The 22,566-nt window shown below is 41.6% G+C and carries 21 protein-coding genes and 1 tRNA gene; 1 reads left to right on the top strand and 21 read right to left on the bottom strand.

Features of this window, described 5'->3' with window-relative positions; translation table 11 throughout:
* The 14 genes from rnz to ACVR1G_RS04760 all read right to left on the bottom strand — a co-directional run bounded on the left by rnz (nucleotide 1) and on the right by ACVR1G_RS04760 (nucleotide 15,610).
* Nucleotides 1–930 carry a ribonuclease Z gene (gene rnz, locus ACVR1G_RS04825; RefSeq protein ID WP_447452064.1) on the bottom strand — a complete coding sequence of 310 codons (930 nt, stop codon included), beginning with the start codon at nucleotides 928–930 and terminating at the stop codon, nucleotides 1–3.
* A 62-nt stretch (nucleotides 931–992) separates the two neighbouring features.
* Nucleotides 993–1,652: a cystathionine beta-lyase gene (locus ACVR1G_RS04820; protein WP_447452063.1), complete on the bottom strand. Its 660-nt coding sequence runs from the start codon at nucleotides 1,650–1,652 to the stop codon at nucleotides 993–995.
* Entirely contained in the window at nucleotides 1,645–2,883 is a 1,239-nt protein-coding gene (hflX, locus tag ACVR1G_RS04815) for a GTPase HflX (RefSeq protein WP_447452062.1), read from the bottom strand. The genes ACVR1G_RS04820 and hflX overlap by 8 nt, the downstream gene beginning before the upstream one ends.
* Before the next feature lie 233 nt (nucleotides 2,884–3,116).
* Nucleotides 3,117–4,841: a septation ring formation regulator EzrA gene (ezrA, locus tag ACVR1G_RS04810; RefSeq protein ID WP_447452061.1), complete on the bottom strand. Its 1,725-nt coding sequence runs from the start codon at nucleotides 4,839–4,841 to the stop codon at nucleotides 3,117–3,119.
* Between the two features lie 315 nt (nucleotides 4,842–5,156).
* Entirely contained in the window at nucleotides 5,157–7,109 is a 1,953-nt protein-coding gene (gene gyrB, locus ACVR1G_RS04805) for a DNA topoisomerase (ATP-hydrolyzing) subunit B (protein ID WP_447452060.1), read from the bottom strand.
* A 1-nt stretch (nucleotide 7,110) separates the two neighbouring features.
* Complete coding sequence (locus tag ACVR1G_RS04800) at nucleotides 7,111–7,671, bottom strand: HAD-IA family hydrolase (protein ID WP_447452059.1); 561 nt, start codon at nucleotides 7,669–7,671, stop codon at nucleotides 7,111–7,113.
* A gap of 449 nt (nucleotides 7,672–8,120) precedes the next feature.
* Nucleotides 8,121–9,353 (bottom strand): FtsW/RodA/SpoVE family cell cycle protein, encoded by a 1,233-nt coding sequence (locus tag ACVR1G_RS04795; protein ID WP_447452058.1) that lies wholly within the window; start codon nucleotides 9,351–9,353, stop codon nucleotides 8,121–8,123.
* A gap of 63 nt (nucleotides 9,354–9,416) precedes the next feature.
* Entirely contained in the window at nucleotides 9,417–10,403 is a 987-nt protein-coding gene (locus tag ACVR1G_RS04790; protein WP_447452057.1) for a YeiH family protein, read from the bottom strand.
* A 114-nt stretch (nucleotides 10,404–10,517) separates the two neighbouring features.
* Nucleotides 10,518–12,212 carry a dihydroxy-acid dehydratase gene (ilvD, locus tag ACVR1G_RS04785; RefSeq protein ID WP_447452056.1) on the bottom strand — a complete coding sequence of 565 codons (1,695 nt, stop codon included), beginning with the start codon at nucleotides 12,210–12,212 and terminating at the stop codon, nucleotides 10,518–10,520.
* 26 nt (nucleotides 12,213–12,238) lie between these two features.
* Nucleotides 12,239–12,580 (bottom strand): metal-sulfur cluster assembly factor, encoded by a 342-nt coding sequence (locus ACVR1G_RS04780; protein WP_447452055.1) that lies wholly within the window; start codon nucleotides 12,578–12,580, stop codon nucleotides 12,239–12,241.
* A 222-nt stretch (nucleotides 12,581–12,802) separates the two neighbouring features.
* Nucleotides 12,803–13,258 carry a class Ib ribonucleoside-diphosphate reductase assembly flavoprotein NrdI gene (gene nrdI, locus ACVR1G_RS04775; RefSeq protein WP_447452054.1) on the bottom strand — a complete coding sequence of 152 codons (456 nt, stop codon included), beginning with the start codon at nucleotides 13,256–13,258 and terminating at the stop codon, nucleotides 12,803–12,805.
* A 360-nt stretch (nucleotides 13,259–13,618) separates the two neighbouring features.
* A tRNA-Arg gene (locus tag ACVR1G_RS04770) sits at nucleotides 13,619–13,690 on the bottom strand.
* An 80-nt stretch (nucleotides 13,691–13,770) separates the two neighbouring features.
* Nucleotides 13,771–14,430, bottom strand: a complete 660-nt coding sequence (locus tag ACVR1G_RS04765) for an NAD(P)-dependent oxidoreductase (protein WP_447452053.1) — start codon at nucleotides 14,428–14,430, stop codon at nucleotides 13,771–13,773.
* A 1-nt stretch (nucleotide 14,431) separates the two neighbouring features.
* A complete protein-coding gene (locus ACVR1G_RS04760; RefSeq protein ID WP_447452118.1) occupies nucleotides 14,432–15,610 on the bottom strand; it encodes an MFS transporter in 1,179 nt (392 codons plus the stop codon).
* A 160-nt stretch (nucleotides 15,611–15,770) separates the two neighbouring features.
* On the opposite strand from ACVR1G_RS04760, the gene ACVR1G_RS04755 reads away from it, so the two are divergent.
* A complete protein-coding gene (locus ACVR1G_RS04755; RefSeq protein ID WP_447452052.1) occupies nucleotides 15,771–16,121 on the top strand; it encodes a MerR family transcriptional regulator in 351 nt (116 codons plus the stop codon).
* 187 nt (nucleotides 16,122–16,308) lie between these two features.
* Here ACVR1G_RS04755 and rplS read toward each other — a convergent pair whose 3' ends face one another.
* From rplS to add, 7 genes are all read right to left on the bottom strand, one after another.
* On the bottom strand, nucleotides 16,309–16,656 hold the full coding sequence (gene rplS, locus ACVR1G_RS04750) for a 50S ribosomal protein L19 (RefSeq protein WP_447452051.1): 348 nt from the start codon (nucleotides 16,654–16,656) through the stop codon (nucleotides 16,309–16,311).
* Between the two features lie 99 nt (nucleotides 16,657–16,755).
* Nucleotides 16,756–17,943 carry a chloride channel protein gene (locus tag ACVR1G_RS04745; RefSeq protein ID WP_447452050.1) on the bottom strand — a complete coding sequence of 396 codons (1,188 nt, stop codon included), beginning with the start codon at nucleotides 17,941–17,943 and terminating at the stop codon, nucleotides 16,756–16,758.
* A gap of 126 nt (nucleotides 17,944–18,069) precedes the next feature.
* Nucleotides 18,070–18,354, bottom strand: a complete 285-nt coding sequence (locus tag ACVR1G_RS04740) for a chorismate mutase (protein WP_447452049.1) — start codon at nucleotides 18,352–18,354, stop codon at nucleotides 18,070–18,072.
* Between the two features lie 52 nt (nucleotides 18,355–18,406).
* Nucleotides 18,407–19,093, bottom strand: coding sequence for a TVP38/TMEM64 family protein (locus tag ACVR1G_RS04735; protein WP_447452048.1), 687 nt, complete (start codon nucleotides 19,091–19,093; stop codon nucleotides 18,407–18,409).
* A gap of 46 nt (nucleotides 19,094–19,139) precedes the next feature.
* A complete protein-coding gene (gene sufB / locus ACVR1G_RS04730) occupies nucleotides 19,140–20,525 on the bottom strand; it encodes a Fe-S cluster assembly protein SufB (protein ID WP_447452047.1) in 1,386 nt (461 codons plus the stop codon).
* Nucleotides 20,526–20,932: 407 nt separating this feature from the next.
* Nucleotides 20,933–21,376, bottom strand: coding sequence for a flavodoxin (locus ACVR1G_RS04725; RefSeq protein ID WP_447452046.1), 444 nt, complete (start codon nucleotides 21,374–21,376; stop codon nucleotides 20,933–20,935).
* A 64-nt stretch (nucleotides 21,377–21,440) separates the two neighbouring features.
* Complete coding sequence (add, locus tag ACVR1G_RS04720) at nucleotides 21,441–22,460, bottom strand: adenosine deaminase (RefSeq protein WP_447452045.1); 1,020 nt, start codon at nucleotides 22,458–22,460, stop codon at nucleotides 21,441–21,443.
* Between the last annotated feature and the right edge of the window lie 106 nt (nucleotides 22,461–22,566).

Here is a 22,566-nt window from a genome sequence, read left to right as displayed (position 1 = left end):
TTAGATTTCTACCTCTTCTAAATCCCAAACTACCTTACAATTTTCAAAGATGGTTCGAGCATCTGCTTCTAATTGACGAACATCGCGAGCTAGGAAGCGAGCGCTGATGTGGTTCATTAAAAGACGTTTGGCTGATGCTTCCTTAGCAATATGAGCAGCCTGCATATTAGTAGAGTGTCCGTGATTTCTAGCCAAGCGCTCATCTCCCTTGCCATAGGTCGCTTCATGAACCAAGATATCAGCTCCCAAGCCCAAACGCACACTAGCATGACACTTTCTGGTGTCACCTAAAATGGTTACCACTTTACCCTTACGTGGCGGGGATACGTAGTCCTTGGCGGTGATTGTTCTGCCATCTTCTAATACAATATCTTGACCACTCTTAATTCGGCCAAACAAGGGACCAAAAGGAACACCTACAGCCTTTAAACCGTCTGCATCCAGACTCCCTTCCAGATCTTTTTGGACTACACGATACCCTACACAAAAAATAGTATGATCCAACTTCTCCGCATAGACTGTAAATTTATCCGTTTCTAAAATTTGTCCCAACGACTTGCCATCAAATTCGTGAAAATGAATGCGGTAGGGGAGCCGCGTTCCCGTCGCCTTTATACTAGACAGAACCAAACTCCGAATCCCCACTGGACCGTAAATATCAAGATCAGTCTGTTCTTCACTAGCCTGAAAAGATCGGCTGGCTAAAAAGCCAGGCAATCCGAGAACATGATCTCCATGCAAGTGTGTAATAAAAATCTTTCTAATCTTACGCGGCTTAATATTGGTCTCTAAAATTTGGCGCTGGGTTCCTTCACCGCAATCAAACATCCAGACTTCATCGATTTCATTAAGGAGCTTTAGCACTAGACTTGAGACATTCCTCGCTTTAGCGGGTTGACCTGCACCTGTTCCTAAAAATTGTAGTTCCATACTAAATCCCAATAACCATACTATCGGCTAGCTAAAGCCCCATAGTTCTGGCTCTTTCTAATCTATTCTTGTATATAAATCGTGCATTCTCTTTGCTGAAAGCCGTAGTAAAGCATAGCTTTATCTATCCCTGAAACTAAGTTATCAGCGACATCTAAAACTTCTTGCGCATTGTAACCCGAAACCTTGATAATTCCTCCTTTGAGGCGGAAGGCACTTGTTAAAAGAGCATCCGATGCTAACAAATCCAACTCTTTCTTACCTTCCTCATCAAAGATAAGCGGCCGCATTTTTATTTCATCGCCTTCTCGATAAACCTTATAGTGGGGAAAAATCTGTGCTAATTCCATCAAAAGACCACCAGTTGCACTGATTGGTTGTTCAGAAAATACCTGAGCAGTCTCATTATCTGTTTCATAAACAAAACCGAAAGACTGACCAGACAGATTCAAGCGCACAAAAGGGTGCTGCTCATGTGTAAATGAAGGCTGAGAGGTCAACCAGCCAAAAGCCTTAGCAAGTTCAAAATAGTAATTTGTAGCAGCCTTTGGTCCCTGCTTTTGGTAGAGTTCAGAAAAATAGGCATTGACGACGCTAGGCGGCGGTGTCACTAGCAATTGCTGTTTTTCCGGAGTCAGCTGGGATAAAATTGTTGTCAGGTAAACCTTATCTAAACTCGTAAAACCACCATATTTAAGAGCTAAATCGATCACATCAGTCATAAAATTCTTCCAGCTTCCATTTGTTTTCTTCAGCGATAAAACCTGTAATTGTAGTAGTTTCACCTTCAAACTCATAAGGGTCAAGCAGAGCAACCCTGCTTAATTCATATAGCTTATAAAGTTTGTTCTGACCTATTTTAAGTGAGAATGGCACAAAAAGCTGCTCAACCTCGTCCAAAATTTGTCGACGTAGTATTTGTCGACTATTTTTCTCCTTGAGGGAGAGACGGATATTTGGAAAAGCTGTTGCCACTAGCTGGTCAGTTTGATCCATTTTATTGTAAACAGCCAGCCTTGGAATATCCTGCATCCCCAAATCCTCCAAAATTGATAGAACAACAGCCTCTTGTTCGGCATGATTGGGGTCACTAGCATCAATGACATGCAAGAGCAAATCAGCATGGCGACTCTCCTCCAAGGTTGATTTAAAGGCCGCCACTAACTCTGTTGGTAAATCTTGAATAAAGCCCACAGTATCGGTCAGAGTCACCTGAAAACGGTCCTTAAGATAAATCTGTTTCGTCGTTGCATCCAAAGTCGCAAATAATTCATCGGCTTCATATTGACGATTATCCGTTAGCCTGTTCATCAAGGTGGACTTACCAGCATTAGTATAGCCAATCAAGCCAATCTTGAAAGCCGAAGAATCCAGACGCTTTTCTCGTACGGTTGAGCGAGTTTTTTCCGCCACTTGCAACTGGCGCTCAATGTCAGCAATTTGATGACGGATAGAGCGTCGGTTGAGTTCCAACTGGCTCTCACCCGGACCACGACTGCCAATACCACCAGCCTGTCGACTAAGCATAACACCCTGACCAGTCAAGCGCGGCAGCATATATTTGAGCTGAGCCAAATGGACCTGCAACTTGCCTTCATGACTGCGAGCACGCAAGGCAAAAATATCTAGGATTAACTGCATACGATCGATGACTTTAACACCGAAAGCTGCTTCCAAATTTGAATTTTGTCTAGGGGTTAGACGGTTGTTGACAATGACAGTATTAATCTCGTCAGCCGCAATCATGGCCGCAATTTCAGCCAATTTCCCTGAACCTATAAACAACTTGCTGTCATAACGCTCCCGTTTTTGACAATAAACAGTAATAACCTGAGCACCTGCTGTTTCAGCCAAGCTAGCCAACTCCTGCATGGACATGTCGAAATTTTTTGTTTCATGCAATTCAACACCAAGTAAAATCACACGTTCAGGCCTGTCTGCTGTCTCGAACATAGGTGCTCCTTTCAATTAATTTTCCCTCATTCACGGAATTTTATTATATCACAAAACAGGGTGTTTTTTGCTTAATAGCTCTTAAATTTCATCGCACTTTTTGGGGTTCTTTACCTTGTAAACAACACCTATCAGTACCTATGAAAATAGGGATAATAGGCGGAGAGGACTTTTCTTTCATAGTTGCAAAACAGAGCCGAACACAATGGCTCGACTCTGTTTAACTATCTACTTTAAAAGCGAATAATTTCGCGTGTTCTCTCATAAGATGATACAAAGCGATCGGTTACGCCTGGTTCAACCATTTCCAAGGCATATGAGATTTCTTCAAAAGATGATTTGTAGTCATACTCTTTTTCAAATAGACGCAGAGCAATTTCAAAACTATCTTGGACAGCTGGCTCAAAACTCCGATAACGGTTGGAGTATTGGAGGAGCTGTTCTGTCAAAGTAGCATTTTGCACCACACGGTAGGTTGTTTCAAGCAGGAGATCCATAGAAGAGCCTGCAGATTCGGTCAAACGTGCTACCAAGTTAATATTGATGCGATGTTTATTCAGTTCATCTAAAAGGGTTTCCAAATGCTCACTCGTTGTGAAGAAGATACTGAGGAAATCCTGCGGAATACCTGGTAAATTGCGTTTTTCCATAAAACGCTTAATAACATGAAGCTGGTTGATGTAATCATCAGCTTTGATTCGAGATTCATTTTCGATACGTTCAATACTCTTGAGCTCTCCGCCGAGTTCAATTTGGCCTTCTTCCACTGTCGACAAGGTTTTAAGCGCATCATCAAAGATAACCTTGAGCTCTGAATATGGTTTTTCTTGTGTATCAAAGTTCTCAATCGCTGGAATCGTATCTTGCTCGATGGTCTCTAATTCCTTAGCAAAGTTTTTAACGCTGAGGGTCTCATTATCCTCAATGATATAGAGATGGTTGAGACGCGCCATTTCTTTTTCAAGCTGATCGTTATTGTGCTTAGCATGTTCCAGATATTTAGGCAGAACTTTGCTGTCTTTCATAACCTGTTTGTTGGCATCGATCTCGCGCTCGAAAATAGCGTAGAGACTGTCAATCTTTTCTTGAATTTCGGCATTTTCATCATTAGCTCGATCCAGATCTAAGGTAACTAGGCCATCAGCATTGCTGCTGATTGACTCACGAATATCCTGAAAGCGCCGTTCGATATTGCGTTCTGGGAAATGGTAATGTGCCTCTAACAGCTTGCTGTATCCAGACTCCAAATCGTCCAGCTGATCTGGAAAATCATCTTCTAATTTGGCGACAATCGCTGGAATTTTTTCAGAAATCTGACCGAGAGCAATGGTATGTTCTTCTGCCTTGTCCAAGATTTCAGCTGCCTCGACAGGGTCACCGGTTGAATTGAGTGTAACAAACTGTGAAAATTCTGCTTCGATATTTTTGAGCTGTTTTTCGATCTCGTTCTTGGTGGTCCCGAAATTATCGGCATTATCTTCGATGCTGCTTTTTAGATCTTCGTAAAGATCCAAGGCATGCTTAACACGTGCACTATTTTTATCCTCTTGATCCTGTAGGATTTCTAGCGCTTCCTGAACCGCTGCGATATCTTCTTCAGCTAGATCCAACTGACTTTCGATAGTTCCAATCGAATTTCTGACCTTCAAGAAACGGAAGGAATCATTCTGATTTTCAGCCTCAGTTAGGTTGGCTTCAATATTTTTGACAGTATTAGAGGTAAGATCCGTCCACTTTTGGTTCCATTCACGAAAAGTCGTCTGACTTTGACCAATCAAGTTGAGTTTCTTGACCTTTTCCAACTCTTGAGCTATCGGCTGGTCAAATAACTTTTGCTTACGCTCCTCTAATTGAACCAGTCGCAGGTCGTTTCGTTTTCTTAGAATAACACCGATAAGGTAGCCGACGATGACCACAAGGACAACAGCTACAATCAGTACTACAATTCCGCTCGACATGTTTTCTCCTTTTAGTGTCAAAGGCACAGAGTACCTTCACATTATCACATAGTACGCCCCATTATATCATAGTTCCAAGGACATATCAAAAAAAGTTCTAACTTAATTGAGGGCGGTGCCATCATGTCCGTCTATGCCACTTTCCAGAAATATTCTAGTGGAATTTATCAGTTTGGAAATACCTTACTCTATTTATCTAGATCTGGCATTAGGAAACAGTAGATATGAGCAAACAAGCGACTACAGTCGTGAGAAAGTGATCTGTTATAAAAATCAGGTTCTTTCCCACACTTTTTCACTTGGAATCCCAGATTTTTAAATATCCAAGGTACTATAAACGGCATTTTCTTCGATAAATTCACGGCGAGGCTCAACACGATCTCCCATCAACATATCAAAAATTTTATCTGCTTCTGCTGCATCATCGACTGAGACACGAGCCATCAGGCGGTTATCAGGATCCATGGTTGTCTCCCAAAGCTGGTGGTCATCCATTTCTCCTAGTCCTTTATACCGTTGGACACTTGGTTTAGAGCGCCCCTGTGTGTAACGTTCTAGGGCCTCCTGTAATTTTGTTTCCTGATCAGAACCCGGCTGAATATATTCTTTAACCTCACTTCCGACCTTAACACCGTAGATAGGTGGCTGAGCAATGTAAACATAGCCCGCTTCTAGTACTGGACGCATAAAGCGATAGATTAAGGTTAAGAGCAAGGTCCGGATATGGGCTCCGTCAACATCAGCATCGGTCATGATGACCAGCTTATGATAACGCGACTTGCTGACATCGAACTCAGCACCAAAGCCAGTTCCCATGGCAGTAAAGAGGCTGCGGATTTCATCATTAGCTAAGATTTTGTCCATGCTGGCTTTCTCAACATTAAGAATTTTACCGCGAATAGGCAGAATCGCTTGAAATTCGCGATTGCGACCCGACTTAGCAGAACCACCGGCTGAGTCCCCCTCAACAATAAAGAGCTCATTTTGGCTAGCATTATTAGATGAGCAATCCGCCAGCTTACCTGGCAGGTTAGAAATTTCCAGACCAGACTTCTTGCGTGTCACTTCGCGGGCACGTTTAGCAGCAATCCTAGCTTTGGAAGCTAATATCCCCTTCTCCACGATTTTCTTAGCTACCTGAGGATTTTCTAAGAGGAAACGGGAGAAAGCGTCACTAAAAAGACGATTGGTAATCTTTACTACTTCTGAGTTTCCTAACTTGGTCTTGGTCTGCCCCTCAAACTGAGGGTTAGGATGCTTGACAGAAACGATAGCAGTCAGCCCTTCTCGAACATCCTCACCAGAGAGATTATCATCCTTTTCCTTGAGCAGTTTATTCTGCCTAGCGTAATCATTGATGACACGTGTTAAAGCTGTTCTAAAGCCTTGTTCATGAGTACCGCCTTCATGGGTATGGATATTATTGGCAAAACTAAGAACATTTTCATGATAAGTTCCCGTATACTGCATGGCTACTTCAACGGCTATGCCATTCAGCTCACCATCTGTATAGATAGGATTTTCAAAAAGCACATCCTTATTTTCATTGAGATAGTCAACATAACTGACAATCCCACCTTCATAATGGTAATCCTCTTGCTGTTCTTGACCACTGCGCTTGTCCGTGATTGAAATCTTTAGCCCCTTATTGAGAAAGGCCAGCTCCTGAATTCGCTTAGCTAATTTGTCAAAATCAAACTCGATTGTTTCGGTGAAAATGTCTGGATCCGGTGCAAAGTGGACTGTTGTACCTGTGCGTTCAGTATCACCAATAATCTTCAAATCATCAACAACAACTCCTCGTCTGTACTCTTGGAAGTGAATGTGACCATTCTTATGGACGCGCACTTCCAGAAATGTGGACAGAGCATTAACAACGGAAGAGCCGACACCATGTAGACCACCAGAAACCTTGTAACCGCCGCCGCCAAACTTACCGCCAGCGTGAAGAACCGTAAAGACAGTTTCTACTGCAGGACGACCCGTTTTTTCTTGAATATCAACAGGAATACCACGGCCGTCATCAGTAACAGTGATGGAGTTATCTGCTTCAATAAAGACTTCAATATGGCTGGCAAAACCAGCCAAGGCTTCATCAATTGAGTTGTCAACAATTTCCCAAACCAGATGATGGAGGCCTTCCTTGGAGGTGGATCCAATATACATACCCGGGCGCATTCTTACAGCCTCTAAGCCTTCCAAAACTTGGATTTGGCTAGCATCGTATTCCTGCGCTAATGCATCTTTGTTTTTATTCTCTTCTGTCATTCTACACTACCGTTTCTAATAATGGTTTTGTGCCATCAAATAGCAGGGCGTCAATCCCTGCTGCTTGTGCTGCTTGCCGATCAATCTCCCGATCCCCGATGGCAAGGGCGTTTGTCATATTATATTTTTCTTTGAGATAAAGCATGGATTCCGGATCAGGCTTTCGAGCAAAGCCGCTCTCACTGGTCACCACCTCAGTAAAATACTGGGCAATAGCTGCCTTATCCAAAATATCTAGGACCAGGTGATTTCGATGCGAAATCAAAAAATTTCGACCGCCATCCGCAACAATTTGCGCCAGCAACTCCTCAGCTCCTGCAAATAAAATAGGAGCTGCTAATGCTTTAGCTTCGCGATCCTTGTAACGAGCCAAAAAAGTAGGGTGATTGGGAATAAAGTGAGCGACAGCAGCTTCTGTTGAAACCTTAAGCCTCGCATAGACTTGGTCGTGATCAGCTTCAACACCAAATTCTTTAAGTGTTTGGCAGAAAGCCTGCGTTGAGATTTCATAGTTATCAAGCAGAGTGCCCCCTAAATCCCAAATATAATCATGAAATTTCATAATCTTAATTATAGCATATTTCTCTCGTTTTTGCACCTGATTTGTAGGTATTAAACCCTTGTTTCAAGGGACTTCCCAGCCCATTTTGCTGTCCATGACGACACATTGTTTTGAACCAAAATAAGCCCGCATTTTCTTAGTATTACTTTACCGTGTTTTCTATATATAAGTTACTGAGCCGTTAAATGACTTAAAGAAAATTAGCCTGTAAGGTCTGGGAAAGCTGTTGCAGTTGGAAATTAAATCAACAACAGCTGGTCACAAATATAGGTGCTGGGTTCTTGGCACATAGGATGTTTCTTCTTTTTCCCAGAGAAATTAGACCCTTGTTCAATTGCCAGAAAAGCGGCACACACTTCTACAGATCTTCTATTGGCTGACATCAAGGCTATAAGACAGACTTGTTCACATAAAAACGAACTGGCACTTCCTTGTACCAGTTCGTTTACCTAAATCCAGTATTTATTCCAATTACTACGACTCATGCGTTCATCAATGCGCCTTTCCTTAGTCAATGAATTTTGATAAGACATGGATAGGATCAGACCAACACCGATCAGGTTGGACATGAGTGAGGACCCCCCCTTAGAAATAAAAGGAAGAGGGATACCTGTCAGCGGAAGAACTCCAATAGCTGCACCGACATTCTCAAAAATATGGAAAAGAATCATCATAATAAAACCTGTTGAAATGTAGGTGTAAAATACATTATTTGATTCAATCGTGATACGAATCATCCGGAAAATCAAAATTAAATAGAGCAAGATAACAACAATGCTGCCTATAAATCCGTAATCTTCTGCAATCACCGTAAAAATCATATCCGATTCTCTGACTGGCACAGATAAATCCGCAACATTAAAACCTTTACCAAAGATTCCACCGCTACCGATGGAAATCAGACCCTGTACCTGCTGGTAGGCAATGCCTGATTCGTAAGCAAAGGGATCCAACCAAGCAGCGACACGGTTGATTTTATAGGTATCCATTCCCATATGATAAAGCCACTCTTTTCCCCAGTTACTAGTAAAGACTAAAAGGAAGAGGCCAAAACCTATTGTCGCGACTAAAATTGCCGGTAAGATGATGCGCCAAGAAATACCCGATAAGACAATCAGACCTGCTAAGATGGCTAAGAAGACCATTGCTGTTCCCATGTCCTTTTGCAGTACCAACAGCAGCAAGACCGGTACAGTGACTCCTAAATAAAGGAGTAGGAGCCGACCGTCTTTTTTAAGTGATGGTTCTTCTTCCTTATTTTCATCTTTAAACCAGACAGCCATGCGTGCCAGCATCAAGATATAGGCTATTTTCATAAATTCTGATGGCTGAAACAGACTGACCGAACCAATGCTAACCCAGTTTTTAGCCCCTGTAGAAGCTACTAAGGTAGGACTATAAATAAATAGTGGTAAAACCATTAGAACAAGTCCCACACCGTAAAGATAAGGGGTTAATTTCCATAACCGTTCAACATCAAAAAACATGACAACAAATGCAACGATACAGCCCACTACAACACCAATAACTTGTTGGATCATGACTGATAAAATCGTCTTGGGGTAGTCATGGTAGGTAGCAGTATAGATAGCTACCATTCCGATTAAAATTAAAAGAAATACTGGTAAGATTACCGTGTAGTCAATCCGACTATCCAGCGGCCTTTTTCTTTTTCTTGGCATACACCACACTCCTTAACACAATTAAAAAATATTATAACATGATTTTGTAACGAGGTCATAACTTTAAAAAACAAAATATTGCAGAAAGAGACTGGACAGAGCTACTGCAGCCCATGTTACAGCACCAGTAATCAGGGGTCTAAATCCCGCCTGCTTAAATTGCCGAAAAGAGACCTTGCAGCCGATACCCGCCAGTGCCATAGCCATTAAAAATTGTGACAGAAGTTTGGCCCAAGGAAGAAAATTCTTTGAGATAACTCCAAGGGAAGTCAGCAAGGAAGCCACAAGAAACCATAGGATAAACCATGGGAAAACCTTCGCGAATGAAAAATTTTGCTGATTCTTTTTTGAATGATAGAATTGGACTCCAGCTAAAATTAAGCAGGCAGGGACAATCATCAGTGCCCGTGCTAATTTAACAATCGTTGCAAAATCTCCAGCTTTTTGACTGTAACTATAGCCGGCAGCCACTACTGATGATGTGTCATTAACAGCTGTTCCTGCCCAGAGACCGAAAGCGGTGTCTGTCATCTGCATGAGGTGCCCTAAAATGGGAAAAAGAAAGACAGCTGCAATATTGAAAAGAAAAATTGTCGACATGGATAGAGCAATCTCATCATCCTCAGCTTCCAAAATAGGAGAAGCTGCTGCAATAGCGGAACCGCCACAAATAGCTGTCCCAAACCCTATTAAAACCTCTAAATTGCGCGGCAATCTGAGCCAACGACCGATTAAGTAGGATACTACAAATGAAATTACAATAGTTGTCACCGAAATCCTCAAGGATGAAAAACCTGTCTGAGATACCTCTTGAATGGGCATACTTGCCCCTAAGATAATAATGGCATATTGTAAAATCTTCTTGCCACTATAGGCTACTCCTGCTTGGGCAGACGCTGGAATCCCTATTGTATTGCTGACAATAATGCCTAAAATAATGGCGAAGATGCTGGAACCAATCAAAGGAATATAATTGCCCAGTACCAAAGCTACAAGAGCTATAACAGCCGTCAGAGCAAAACCTGACCAGTAGGTTCCTAATTTCTGCATGATAGCCTCCAAATGTATGATACTACTATGTTACCACTTTTGCAGCTACAAAAAAAGAGGGGAGATAAGAATGGGCTCTCCGCCTCTTTTGACAGCACTATCGTTCGTTTAACTCTAATCCTTATTCCAGAAATCGGTAACAGCACCTTTTGATGCTGAAGAAACAATATGGGCATACTTACCGAGAACTCCGCGTGAGTAAAGCGGCGGAATCGCTGTTTCAGCCTTGCGACGTTCCAATTCTTCTTCGGATACCTTCATCGTAATTTCTTTAGTATCTTGATCGACGATGACAGTATCACCAGTTTTTAGGTAAGCAATAGGACCACCGTCTTGTGCTTCCGGTGCAATGTGACCGACAACTAAACCGTAGGTACCACCAGAGAAGCGACCATCCGTAATCAAGGCAACCTTGTCCCCCTGCCCCTTACCGACAATCATGGATGATAGAGAAAGCATCTCAGGCATACCTGGGCCACCCTTAGGACCAACATAGCGGACAACCACAACATCGCCGTCAACGATATCATCATTCAGAACTGCTTCAATAGCGTCTTCTTCAGAATCAAATACCTTGGCCGGACCTTCGTGGCGACGGACTTTAACTCCAGAAACCTTGGCAACAGCACCTTCCGGCGCTAAATTACCATTGAGAATAATCAGAGGGCCATCTGCACGCTTAGGATTGTCAAGCGGCATGATAACCTTTTGACCAGGTGTTAAATCTGAGAAAGCTGCCAAGTTTTCAGCAACGGTCTTACCAGTACAAGTCATACGATCACCATGTAAGAAACCGTTAGCCAAAAGATATTTCATAACAGCAGGCACACCGCCAACATTATAGAGATCTTGGAAAACATATTGGCCAGATGGTTTCAAATCAGCTAGGTGCGGCACTTTTTCCTGAATGGTATTAAAGTCTTCTAGGGTTAATTCAACATTGGCTGCATGCGCGATAGCAAGCAGGTGAAGGGTTGAGTTAGTCGATCCACCAAGTGCCATCGTTACTGTAATAGCGTCCTCAAAGGCTTCGCGCGTCAGAATATCAGATGGTTTAAGGCCCATTTTCAGCATCTTGACAACCGCACGCCCAGCTTCTTCAATATCAGCCTTCTTTTCAGCTGATTCAGCTGGATGCGACGAAGAACCGGGCAGACTCATTCCCAAAACTTCGATAGCTGTTGCCATAGTGTTAGCCGTATACATACCGCCGCAGCCACCAGGACCGGGGCAGGCATTACATTCAATTTGGCGCACTTCTTCTTCGGTCATATCACCGTGATTCCAGTGACCAACCCCTTCAAAGACAGAAACCAAGTCAATGTCCTTACCGTCCAGACTACCTGGAGCGATAGTACCACCATAGGCAAAGATAGCTGGAATATCCATATTAGCAATGGCAATCATTGACCCAGGCATATTTTTATCACAACCACCAATAGCGACAAAGGCATCTACATTATGACCGCCCATCGCTGCCTCAATAGAATCAGCAATAATATCACGAGAAGTCAAGGAAAAACGCATACCTTGCGTTCCCATAGCAATACCATCGGCTACCGTAATGGTACCAAATTGAACGGGCCAGGCTCCCGCGTCTTTGACACCCTCTTTGGTAATCTTACCAAAATCGTGAAGGTGAATATTACATGGCGTATTTTCTGCCCATGTTGAGATGACACCAACAATGGGCGTTTCAAAATCTCGGTCAGTCATCCCTGTAGCACGCAGCATAGCGCGGTTAGGAGACTTAACCATACTATCGTAGACAGCTGAACGATGACGGAGCTTCTTCATATCTTCTGTCATAAGACTTCCTCTTCTCTAAAATGCCATTATTTAGGACTGATTCCTAGCGCGATACGACCCAAGCGACTAATACGAGTGAGTTTCCAAACAGGCTTCCAGACAACCTCGACGCTGGCTGACTCGATACCATCAATGGTCTTTAAGGTTTCCGCTAAATCAATAGGTAAGGTATCAGCACAGCCACAAGCTACATCGGTAAAAGTCATAACGACCTTACAGTGACCTTTTTCATCTAGATCGATTTCATAAATCAGACCCAGATTATAGATATCCAACTCAATTTCCGGGTCGTAAACTGTTTCCAATTTACTCACCAATTCCTGGCTGATGGCCTCGGCTCGATCGTTAATCTTGATGTCGTCTCTCATTCAGAATCCTCCGATTTATATTTTTAAATTGTAGCACAATTCAGACAATTTGTCCAGACTAAATTTATCGTAAGTAAAACCAGTGAATTGCTAATCACCTATTTTTTATCCCCCGCAGGAAAATTGATACCGTACTTTTCCACCAACTAAGCCAAGGCCATTCAGAAACCAAAAATATTAAGTCTAAAAATCATTTTTACCTACTTTTTAGGATAATGGCGACTAGCTAACTGCACCATAGACCTGCAAAATTTTCTCAGCAATTCGCTCCACATCAGCAGACAGCCCTCTCATCTCATAAGTGTCAAGAACGGGAAAGCCAAACTGGTTGGAGTACTGATAAGCCGTTAAACAGAACTGATTATTAAAGTTACGATTACCACTACCGACAATACCCAAGCAATATTGGGCATTATTTCCCTTAGCGATTAAATGGCGCAGATCAGTTGTTAAGATCTCTTGATCACCATTATCCACACCATTTCCACCTTCGAGATAGGTTGGTAAAAAAGCGATGTAAGGTTCATCGAAATCAGGATAAGATTGACCACTTTTCACCATTTCTTTGACATCCAGTGTCTCAATCGGGATTTGGCTATAGTGGGCTGCAAAATACCCCCTTAATTTATCAACAAAGGCCTTAGTATTGCCGCTCAGGCTAATATATACAAACTTCAAGAAAAAACTCCTTTTATTACAACATCTTGTGTCCAGCTGTTTACTCTTATACAAGATATTGTAGCACTATTGTTTAAATGGGACAAGAAAATAGAAGCGCTCTCTCAGCGCTAGAATGTGAGCGGTCGTTCAAAAATTAGTCAACAGTGGTTGCGCTAACTTAATTCTTCATGATAGGAAGCAGCAACATGCAGAGACTGACAATGCTTAGCAGCTCAGAAGAGGGAGTAATAGCAAGCAGCACTGACTTTCACTACTATATGAGTTTGAGACCCAGTATGAGCCACTTGCACTCATACTGCATAAAATTAAAAAACTGAGTCGTAAGTTCTCAGTTCCTACTATCCTTGCTTTCAAGTATATCCCCTGCCGGAATCGAACCAGCAACTACTCCTTAGGAGGGAGTTGTTATATCCATTTAACTAAGGAGACACATCAGCTTCCTCTATTGTACCCTAGACTAAAAACGAATGCAACCCTAAGAAGCTGATTCAAGCAATTAAAACATGAGGCTATTCCTTTCCTGAAATTAAGTAAACACCCTGCCACTCTTCTATGACAGCATCTACTATCGCCAAGGCAAAATCTGCATAAGAAATAGATTTATTGAGAAAAAATTCTTCTCTTTGTGCTGAAGGATAGAAATCATAACGACCGCTTCTTACTCCTTGAGCAATGTAAACTGGCGGAGGAATCAAATAGGTCCAAGTATGATCAAAAGTTGACTCTTCCAAATAGTCTCTCAGTTTAGCGTGAGCAATTCCTCTAGGTAGAGTTTGTCTTGGAAAATGTTCATCTTCCCAAAAGCGCCGATTATTCGCTAATTTTAGAGATCCAGCACCTCCAACCGTGACCAGATGAGTTTTCTTTGAGGGATTAAGAGCTTGCTGAATCCGTCGATCCAGCTGAATTAAAGCATCTTTTGATATATCTTCTCGTAGGCGAATAGCTTGAACAACAATGTCGCTGTCAATCAAAGCTTTGCGCAGACTGCAGACATCAGCAATATCAATCACTGCTGTCTCTATCGCTGCCTTTAACCTAGGCAGCCGCCCCTTATCTTCCTGCTTTCTTAGGCCAGCAATGAGCTGAATAGACTTGTATTTAGACAATTCTTCTATGACCAAGCTTCCCGTTCTGCCGGTTGCGCCTAATACTAATACCTTCTGCATATTATTGTTCTCCTTTAATCTCCAAAGTAAATGCCATCAGCATACTGAATAACAATATCAGTGCTAAGGTCAAAAAAGTTATTTTTTCCCCTAACAAGGTCAATAGCTGAACTCCTGCAAGCGGTCCAAAACTGGCACCTAAAAACAAAGTGAAGGTATAAAAAGAAACAGCGATTCCAGCTTGCTCCTGCCCAAATTTTCCCACTAAAATAATTAAAACGGGAACAATGATTGAAATTCCGGCTACAAATAAAAGGCTCATTACAATCAACACATTGAGATAGGGATAAAAAGCAACAATAAAAAGAGATAGAAGCGAAGACAGCAAAGACAAGATGAGTACTCGTTTTATATCAAACATTTTGGCCAATTTATCCGCCAAGGGAGCAAACATCATACCGACAATCCCCAAAGCCCTTATCCTGAAAACCATAGTCTTACTCAAATGAAGTATATGAACTGAATAGTTTTCTAAAACGGTGTAAAAAGCTACAAAGACAAACAATAACGTGAGTGCAATCAGATAAAGTTTAGCTAAGTCCTTTTTTCTTAATACCTTCCAATACTGGTGCAAAAGTTGAGAAAAATGAATTCCTTGATTTTGTTTAGAAACGGGCGAAGCATAGGTAAATAAGATAAGAGCCGTTAACAAATAAATCATTCCAAATATATAGAAGACTGCTTGCCAATTCAGTAACTGGCTAATATAAGCACTGACAATTTGGCCTACAATCGCTGAAATCAAAAAGCTAGCACTGACGAGGCCTACGACTGTCCCCTTAAAGCCTTTTGAAAATTTCTCAGAAATATAGATAACAGCAACGGGAGCAAAACTAGATGCAGCTATTCCTTGAATCATCCGTCCCACAATTAACCAAGACAGCTGGTTTCCAAAGGGAATGATAACAGTAACGACTGACAATAAAATCAAGCCTCCAACCATCATTCTTTTTCTGCCAAATTGGTTAGATAAAACTCCAACTAAAAGACAACTAAAAGCATAAGCAAAGGAAAAACTTGTTCCTAACAAGGCTGTTTGTTCTGAACTGGCATGAAACTGCTGATTAAAAACAGACATCAAAGGAATCGTTATATAATTACTGGCGACAACTACAAGACCACACCAAAATAGTAACGTTGCTAAAATCACTTCGTTTCTGTTGACTCGATTTTCTCTCATGTCAATCTCCTTCCTGCAATAAATAAACAATTATTGCATTTAATCTACAATAATTGTAGATTAAATATTTTTGATAGTCAAGAAAAATTGTCCTTTAACTCTCAATATTGTAAAATAGAGCTATCAGAAAAACTTATATAGACTAAAAAGGGCTTGTTTTATGGAGAAAAGAAACGAAGATTACTCAGCATTATTGGATGTGGAACTCTTAAAAAAATTAGTTGTCGGTATCGGTGAAGTTTCTCGAATCACTGGTATTCCTATTCGAAAAATCCGCTATTGGGAGGAAAAAGGAATTATCCAATCTCAGAAGGATAAGGAAGGGACAACCAGACGTTATGATTATATGAACATCAAAAAAATACTTTTAATCCAAGAAATGTTAGAAGAGGGATTTACTTTAGAAGCCTCTGTTAAAAAAGTTGAAAAACGTCTGTTAACTCTGAATGACATGTTCAAAAACTTATCAAATCATTTAGAAGATAAGCCATCAAATTCTGAAGAAAAATAAAAAAACAGCCTAATGGACTGTTCAAAACATGGATAAAACTTATTTTAAAAACTCTGGAATGATAGATAATATTGACTACTCTTAGAATTGTTGATTGCTCAGCATTCTAAGAGTTTTTATCTTGCAAATAAAAAAGTTGAAGAAAATGGTTATTTTCTTCAACCTAGACAGCTCACTGAACTGTTTCTTATTTACGCACTTCTTTGATACGCGCAGCCTTACCTTGCAATGCGCGCAGGTAGTACAATTTAGCACGACGCACTTTACCGTGACGAGTAACCTCGATTTTTTCGACACGCGGTGTGTGAACTGGGAATGTACGTTCGACACCGATACCGCTTGAGATCTTACGGACAGTATACATTTCTGAGATACCTTGACCTTTACGTGAGATAACCACTCCCTCAAAGATCTGAACACGTTCGCGGCTACCTTCGACAACCTTAGCGTGAACACGGACAGTGTCACCTGGACGGAAGTCAGGGATATCAGTACGCAGTTGACTTTCAGTCAAACTTTGGATTAATGGATTCATTTATTTTTCTCCTATCTTACTAATCTTAGGTGCTTGTCCCAGCGGATTAGCCGTATTTTCGTGTGTCCATTGCACACATAGGACTATTTTACACTATGATTAGCGTTTTTGCAAGGCATAAATGCCGTATTTATGGTTGACAAGAAAGGCTAAGGCAGAGACAATAACAAAATAAGGCATATTAGCAAAGCCGAAAACTTCACCACCGATAAACATCGGAGCTAACAGCGTATTGGTTGCAGAACCAAAAACTGCTGCATAACCAAGTCCAGCGACAAAGACCGGTGGTAAGCCAAAAAGACTGGCCAAAACAACTCCCAGACTAGCACCGATAGCAAACAGGGGTGTCACTTCTCCACCTTGAAAACCAGCTGTTAAGGTAAGAAGGGTTAATACAAATTTTAAAAGCCAATCCCATATGTAGATATTTCCGCCATCTAAACTTAGAGAAATGAGATTAGTTCCTAACCCTGCGTAACGCCCCTGCCAGAATAAGAGCAGTAAACCGGTGACTGTTAGGCCTATTAGGGCAATGCGAATGTAGGGATTATTAAAATAAACCGCTGCTTGCCTTTTAGCCCAAGCTAGCCCAGCAGCAAAGGCTGTCCCAACCACACCAAAACAAAGACCCAGCAGGCATAGTTTAAGGATAAGCACAGGCGTTAGATCTAGATCCACTGATAGCGGAGCTGCAAACTTTTCCAACCCCAGAACATGGGAAGTTTGACTAGCGACAAGAGAAGCCAATAGAGCTGGTAGTAAGGCTGCTACTGTTAATTCTCCAATGACTAATACTTCTAAGGCAAAAAAAGTAGCAGCCAATGGTGTTTGAAAGAGACCTGCAAAACCGGCAGCCATGCCTGTCACGAGAAAGATACGAGAGCCGTCTTTGACGGGTAATTGCTTTCCCAACCAGTGAGAAACGGTTGCTCCAATCTGAACAGCTACACCTTCGCGGCCAGCACTGCCGCCAAAAAGGTGGGTCAACCAAGTTGTTAACATAATCAGAGGGACAAGCACTTTAGGAATGTAGTTACCTTTCCCCTGCCCTACTTCAAATATCAGGCTCATTCCTCGGCTACTCTTTCCCCCAAAGCGCTGGTAAAGCCAGACACTCACCAGTCCTGCTAAAGCTAGAAAAGGCAAGGTTGCGAAGTAGTGACTATCGCGAAAATCACTGAGAGTTATCAAGACTCGACCAAACAAAGTATCAATCGCTCCGATAAGCAGGCCAACAGTAATAGCTGCTAGAATGAGAATAAGATTATTTTTTAATGATTTTTGCACTAGTTCCTCCAAACATGACAAATAGAGAATTTATCAGTCGATTCTACAAATTATTGATTAATTACTTTAGATGCTGTAGTAATCCTCTTTTGAATCCTCTTTTAAAACGGTATTTTTTTCTGTCTTTTAGAGAGGATTCTGCTCATCTTCTAAATTGTGATTTTGATAGGCCCGCGATTCCTTCATAATATCTGCAAAAGTCGCAACAACAAAGGGTTCATAGTTTTTATCGGTTACAAGTTCTGACACCTTGGTCAATATAGCATCCTCACGTTCTTTATCGTAAATAGCCTTGCCCGTCTCTTTCTTGAAAGCTGCTACTTGGCTAACCAAGTTCATCCGCTTTTCAATTAAGATAACCAACTCTTGATCAATAACATCAATATTTTGACGAATTAGTTCTAAATCCATGGTACTTCCCCCTTCATTCTTTGAAAATTATAGCAAAAAAAGCCTAGTAAAACTAGGTCTTTTGCTTTATTGTATATTTTCTCACTAATAGGTAAACTATGCCAGCAAGCACAAACAAGAGTAATAACCGCTTGACGTTACCATTGATAATCGCATCACCGCCAAAAGCATAAAGGCAGCTAGTAGGAAAAATTCCTATTGCGACACAAGGCAACCATTTCTTAAGTGGTAGCTGTATCTCCGTTACTAAATAGTTCACTAAGAGTGTCGGAAAAACAGGAATCATATATCCTAAACTGACAGCTACATAGGGATTATCGACTTGCTTTAAAATAGCCATTTTATCAGAAAAGTTTTTCTCGCGCTCTGTGATATTGACGATTTTTAAAACTCTTAAAACAAAGAAATTTCCTAGCGTATTGGCTAGCACATTCATGACCAGAGCAATCCAAGGACCAAAGACAACCCCGTTAAAAACCGCCAGAACACTATTGGAAAGAAAAGGAATAGCTGATCCCAGAGCTGTCAGCAGTATGAGAACACAGAAATTAATGACATTGGCGGTGGACAATTGGCGACCCCAATTAGCAACTTGCTTTTCTACATTGACGTAACTGAGAAGGACATCCCAGTAGCGCAGAAGCAAGAAGCTAAAGTAGATAATCCCAATCAAGAGGCCTACCAGACTCAATATACGACGCAGACTTCGGCTCTTCAACTCTAATTTCTTAAATGCCATACCGTTATTATAGGAGAAATGACCTCATATAGCAAGGCAAAACAGCCTAACCGACTGATCCTTCCATACTCATATTGATCAGAGTATTGAGCTCAACAGCATATTCCATAGGCAATTCCTTGGTAATGGGATCCATAAAACCATTGATAATCATAGCAGTCGCATCTTCCTCACTGATACCGCGACTCATCAAATAATAAAGCTGATCTTCTGAAACTTTGGAGACCTTAGCTTCATGCTCCAGGGAAACATTAGAGTTGTGAATTTCATTGAAAGGAATGGTATCTGAACGTGATTCTTCATCCATCAAGATCGTATCACATTCAATATGGGATTTAGAACCTTGACTGTCAGGAGCAAAACGAACAGTTCCCCGATAGTCCGTTCGACCGCCGTCTTTAGCAACTGATTTAGAGATAAGTGTACTGGAAGTATGAGGAGCGTTATGGTAGACCTTGCAGCCAGCATCCAGATGCTGACCATAATTGGCAAAAGCCATAGACAGTACAGAGGTACGTGCATAAGGACCATTTAAAATAGAGCAAGGATATTTCATATTGACCTTACTACCAAGATTACCGTCAATCCACTCTAAGGTCCCGTTTTCTTCAACTGTTCCACGCTCCGTTACAAGATTATAGACATTATCTGACCAGTTTTGCATAGTGGTATAACGAAAGGTGGCATCCCGCTTAACAATGATCTCTACAGTTGCTGCATGAAGACTGTTAGTGGTGTAATTGGGCGCCGTGCAACCTTCGATATACTGGATGGAAGCACCATCTTCGATAATCATCAGGGAGCGCTCAAATTGACCGGCATTTTCGCTATTGATACGGAAATAAGTTTGAACCGGCATAGGACATTGAACACCCTTAGGAACATAAATAAAGGTTCCCCCAGACCACACTGCTCCGTTTAAAGCCGCAAACTTATGCTCCGATGGGGCGACAACTGCTCCAAAATATTGCTTCACAAGCTCAGGATACTCTTGCAGAGCTGTGTCTGTATCGGTGAAAATTATCCCTAGCTTTTCAAATTCTTCTTTCATGTTGTGATAGACGACTTCAGACTCATACTGGGCTACAGCACCAGACAAATACTGCTTTTCAGCCTCAGGAATTCCTAAACGATCGAAGGTCTCCTTAATCTTATCCGGCACTTCCTCCCAAGTGCGAGAGCGATCCTCGCTGAGTTTCTGATAATAGATGATATCATCAAAATCAATACCAGAAAGATCCGGCCCCCAATCGGGCATGGGCAGACGATTAAAGAGCTCAAGACTTTTAAGACGGTACTCTAACATCCACTCAGGCTCTTTTTTCACTCTGGAGATCTCTCTGACAACTTCTTCTGTTAAACCGCGCCCCGTTGACACAAGAGCAGTAACATCATCGTGAAATCCAAAAGCATAATCTCTATTTTTAGGCATAGGAACCCCCTTACTCAGCTTCTTTTGAAAAATCAACAAACACTAAAAAGTGGCTTTCTGCGCATTTAAACTCTCAAAAGGCAGTCAAGCTTCAACCCTTTCAAGTTAGGCTATACTCTTTATATTTCAAGCCGCTAAACTTTAGTTTTTTATTAACAGCTACTTGCCATTATTATACTCCTATCCTAGAAAAATGTGGTTGGTAAAGCTCAAATCTTTTCTCTCAAGTATTAGTTTTTCTATTGTAGAGCAAGGGATAAGGATATCCGACCAACCACTGCGTCTAACAAATAAAATTGACCAAATAATAAGGCTGAGAACTTTTGTCTCAACCTCAATCTTTGAACAAAAATAAAGGATTTAATCCTCGGGGACACTTCACATCTCCCTCACATATTTCTGTCTGACTAACTCAATTTAGCAGACATTTCTTCAGCAAAGGCTTCTAAGTGTTCAATATCCTCGTCTTCTGCTGCTAAATCTACTTTTACTGAAGCTGCCCCTTTAGTGGCGCCGGTCAGGGCAAACTGCTCTTCAAACTCATCAACTGATTTGCAGAAATAATCGTAGAAGGTGTCACCTGAACCAACCACCCCATAAATCTTACCTGATAGATCAACATCAGCCAAATCTTCGTAAAAATCAACGATTTCATCAGGCAAATCCCCATCGCCATATGTATAGGTTGCTATGATAGCCATATCAGCATCTTCAAAGTCAGCAGCATCCACTGTTGTGCACTCGTCAACGTCAACGGTATGACCAAGATCCTGCAATGTTTCTGCTACAATATCGGCAATCTCTTCGGTATTTCCAGTCATACTAGCATATACTATTTTAGCTAAAGCCATAGTTTCCTCCAAATAATCAGTGGTTCGATTATATCACAATTATCAGATTTTTTATAGAACTTGTTTAGAGATAGGTCGCATAGGCTGTCTCTAGTTTTTCTAAGAGCTGATCTTTTTGTTTAGAATTGGTAAAGGAAGCTTCAATAGCATTGCGGTTAAAGGTCATAAAATCCCTTGGTGTTGTGCCAAAGTAGCGATGAAACAGTTGATATTCCTTAGTTAAATTTGTATCTGATACCGTCCGATTGTCCGTATTGATAGTCAGCTTGGCCCCTGCTTCATACAGCTCCTGATAGGGGTAATCCGCTAGACTAGGTGCAGCTTTAGTCTGCAGATTGCTAGTTAGACAGAATTCGGCTGTTGCTCCAGCTGCAACAAAATCCGCTATAATTTCAGGATGGTGGGCGATAGCTGCGGCATGCCCCATACGTTTGATCCCCAATTTGAGAGTATCTGTAATATGATTGGAACAGTTGCATTCTCCTGCATGGAGTGTCATGGGATATCCCATGGACTGGACATCTTTTATCAAGGAATCAATCTTGGCAGGGGGAAAGCCATGCTCATCCCCAGCAAAATCAAAGCCCACTAACCCTTTAGGTGCTAGAACAGCAATTTCCGATAACAGTTCCTTTGTTATATCTGGATCCGACTGCCGCATACCGCAGACGAGAAGCTTAGCAGCAATACCGAATTCAGTTTCAGCCCTCTGTAACCCCGCTAAAGTAGCTCTGACAGTATCACTAGCACTTAAACCTTCATCCATAGATAGCTCGGGAGCAAAGCGGATTTCAGTATAAATGACATTTTCTCTAGCGGCTTGACTGGCCACATCATAGGCTGCCAGTTCCAAGGCTTCCTTTGTCTGTAAGAGCGGACGAATAAAATCAAAGGTCCTGAGATAATCCATCAAATTCTCGCAGGATTCAGGCGCAGTGACTAATTTCTTCAAATCAGCATCCTCTTGCGGGATGGAAATACGAGCCATCTCGGCCAAACTTCGAATAGCTTCAAGTGACAAGGAGCCGTCTAAATGACAGTGCAATTCTACTTTGGCTAAACGATGAAAATCGAGTGGTTTCACGAGGCTTCTCCTTTAAGGTCAATTTTTACTATACTATCATTCTAATTGCAAATGTCAACCCTTACTGAGATCAAGATGCTGCAGTGTCCTGAACTCAACGATCATA

This window comes from Streptococcus dentasini (genome assembly GCF_053206945.1).
This window is presented reverse-complemented; position numbering and strand designations above follow the sequence as displayed.

What these genes read in the sequence shown, in the direction of transcription:
- rnz (WP_447452064.1), bottom strand. Translation starts at nt 930, where the DNA reads ATGGAACTACAATTTTTAGGAACAGGTGCAGGTCAACCCGCTAAAGCG.
- ACVR1G_RS04820 (WP_447452063.1), bottom strand. Translation starts at nt 1,652, where the DNA reads ATGACTGATGTGATCGATTTAGCTCTTAAATATGGTGGTTTTACGAGT.
- hflX (WP_447452062.1), bottom strand. Translation starts at nt 2,883, where the DNA reads ATGTTCGAGACAGCAGACAGGCCTGAACGTGTGATTTTACTTGGTGTT.
- ezrA (WP_447452061.1), bottom strand. Translation starts at nt 4,841, where the DNA reads ATGTCGAGCGGAATTGTAGTACTGATTGTAGCTGTTGTCCTTGTGGTC.
- gyrB (WP_447452060.1), bottom strand. Translation starts at nt 7,109, where the DNA reads ATGACAGAAGAGAATAAAAACAAAGATGCATTAGCGCAGGAATACGAT.
- ACVR1G_RS04800 (WP_447452059.1), bottom strand. Translation starts at nt 7,671, where the DNA reads ATGAAATTTCATGATTATATTTGGGATTTAGGGGGCACTCTGCTTGAT.
- ACVR1G_RS04795 (WP_447452058.1), bottom strand. Translation starts at nt 9,353, where the DNA reads ATGCCAAGAAAAAGAAAAAGGCCGCTGGATAGTCGGATTGACTACACG.
- ACVR1G_RS04790 (WP_447452057.1), bottom strand. Translation starts at nt 10,403, where the DNA reads ATGCAGAAATTAGGAACCTACTGGTCAGGTTTTGCTCTGACGGCTGTT.
- ilvD (WP_447452056.1), bottom strand. Translation starts at nt 12,212, where the DNA reads ATGACAGAAGATATGAAGAAGCTCCGTCATCGTTCAGCTGTCTACGAT.
- ACVR1G_RS04780 (WP_447452055.1), bottom strand. Translation starts at nt 12,580, where the DNA reads ATGAGAGACGACATCAAGATTAACGATCGAGCCGAGGCCATCAGCCAG.
- ACVR1G_RS04765 (WP_447452053.1), bottom strand. Translation starts at nt 14,430, where the DNA reads ATGCAGAAGGTATTAGTATTAGGCGCAACCGGCAGAACGGGAAGCTTG.
- ACVR1G_RS04760 (WP_447452118.1), bottom strand. Translation starts at nt 15,610, where the DNA reads ATGAGAGAAAATCGAGTCAACAGAAACGAAGTGATTTTAGCAACGTTA.
- ACVR1G_RS04755 (WP_447452052.1), top strand. Translation starts at nt 15,771, where the DNA reads ATGGAGAAAAGAAACGAAGATTACTCAGCATTATTGGATGTGGAACTC.
- rplS (WP_447452051.1), bottom strand. Translation starts at nt 16,656, where the DNA reads ATGAATCCATTAATCCAAAGTTTGACTGAAAGTCAACTGCGTACTGAT.
- ACVR1G_RS04740 (WP_447452049.1), bottom strand. Translation starts at nt 18,354, where the DNA reads ATGGATTTAGAACTAATTCGTCAAAATATTGATGTTATTGATCAAGAG.
- ACVR1G_RS04735 (WP_447452048.1), bottom strand. Translation starts at nt 19,093, where the DNA reads ATGGCATTTAAGAAATTAGAGTTGAAGAGCCGAAGTCTGCGTCGTATA.
- sufB (WP_447452047.1), bottom strand. Translation starts at nt 20,525, where the DNA reads ATGCCTAAAAATAGAGATTATGCTTTTGGATTTCACGATGATGTTACT.
- ACVR1G_RS04725 (WP_447452046.1), bottom strand. Translation starts at nt 21,376, where the DNA reads ATGGCTTTAGCTAAAATAGTATATGCTAGTATGACTGGAAATACCGAA.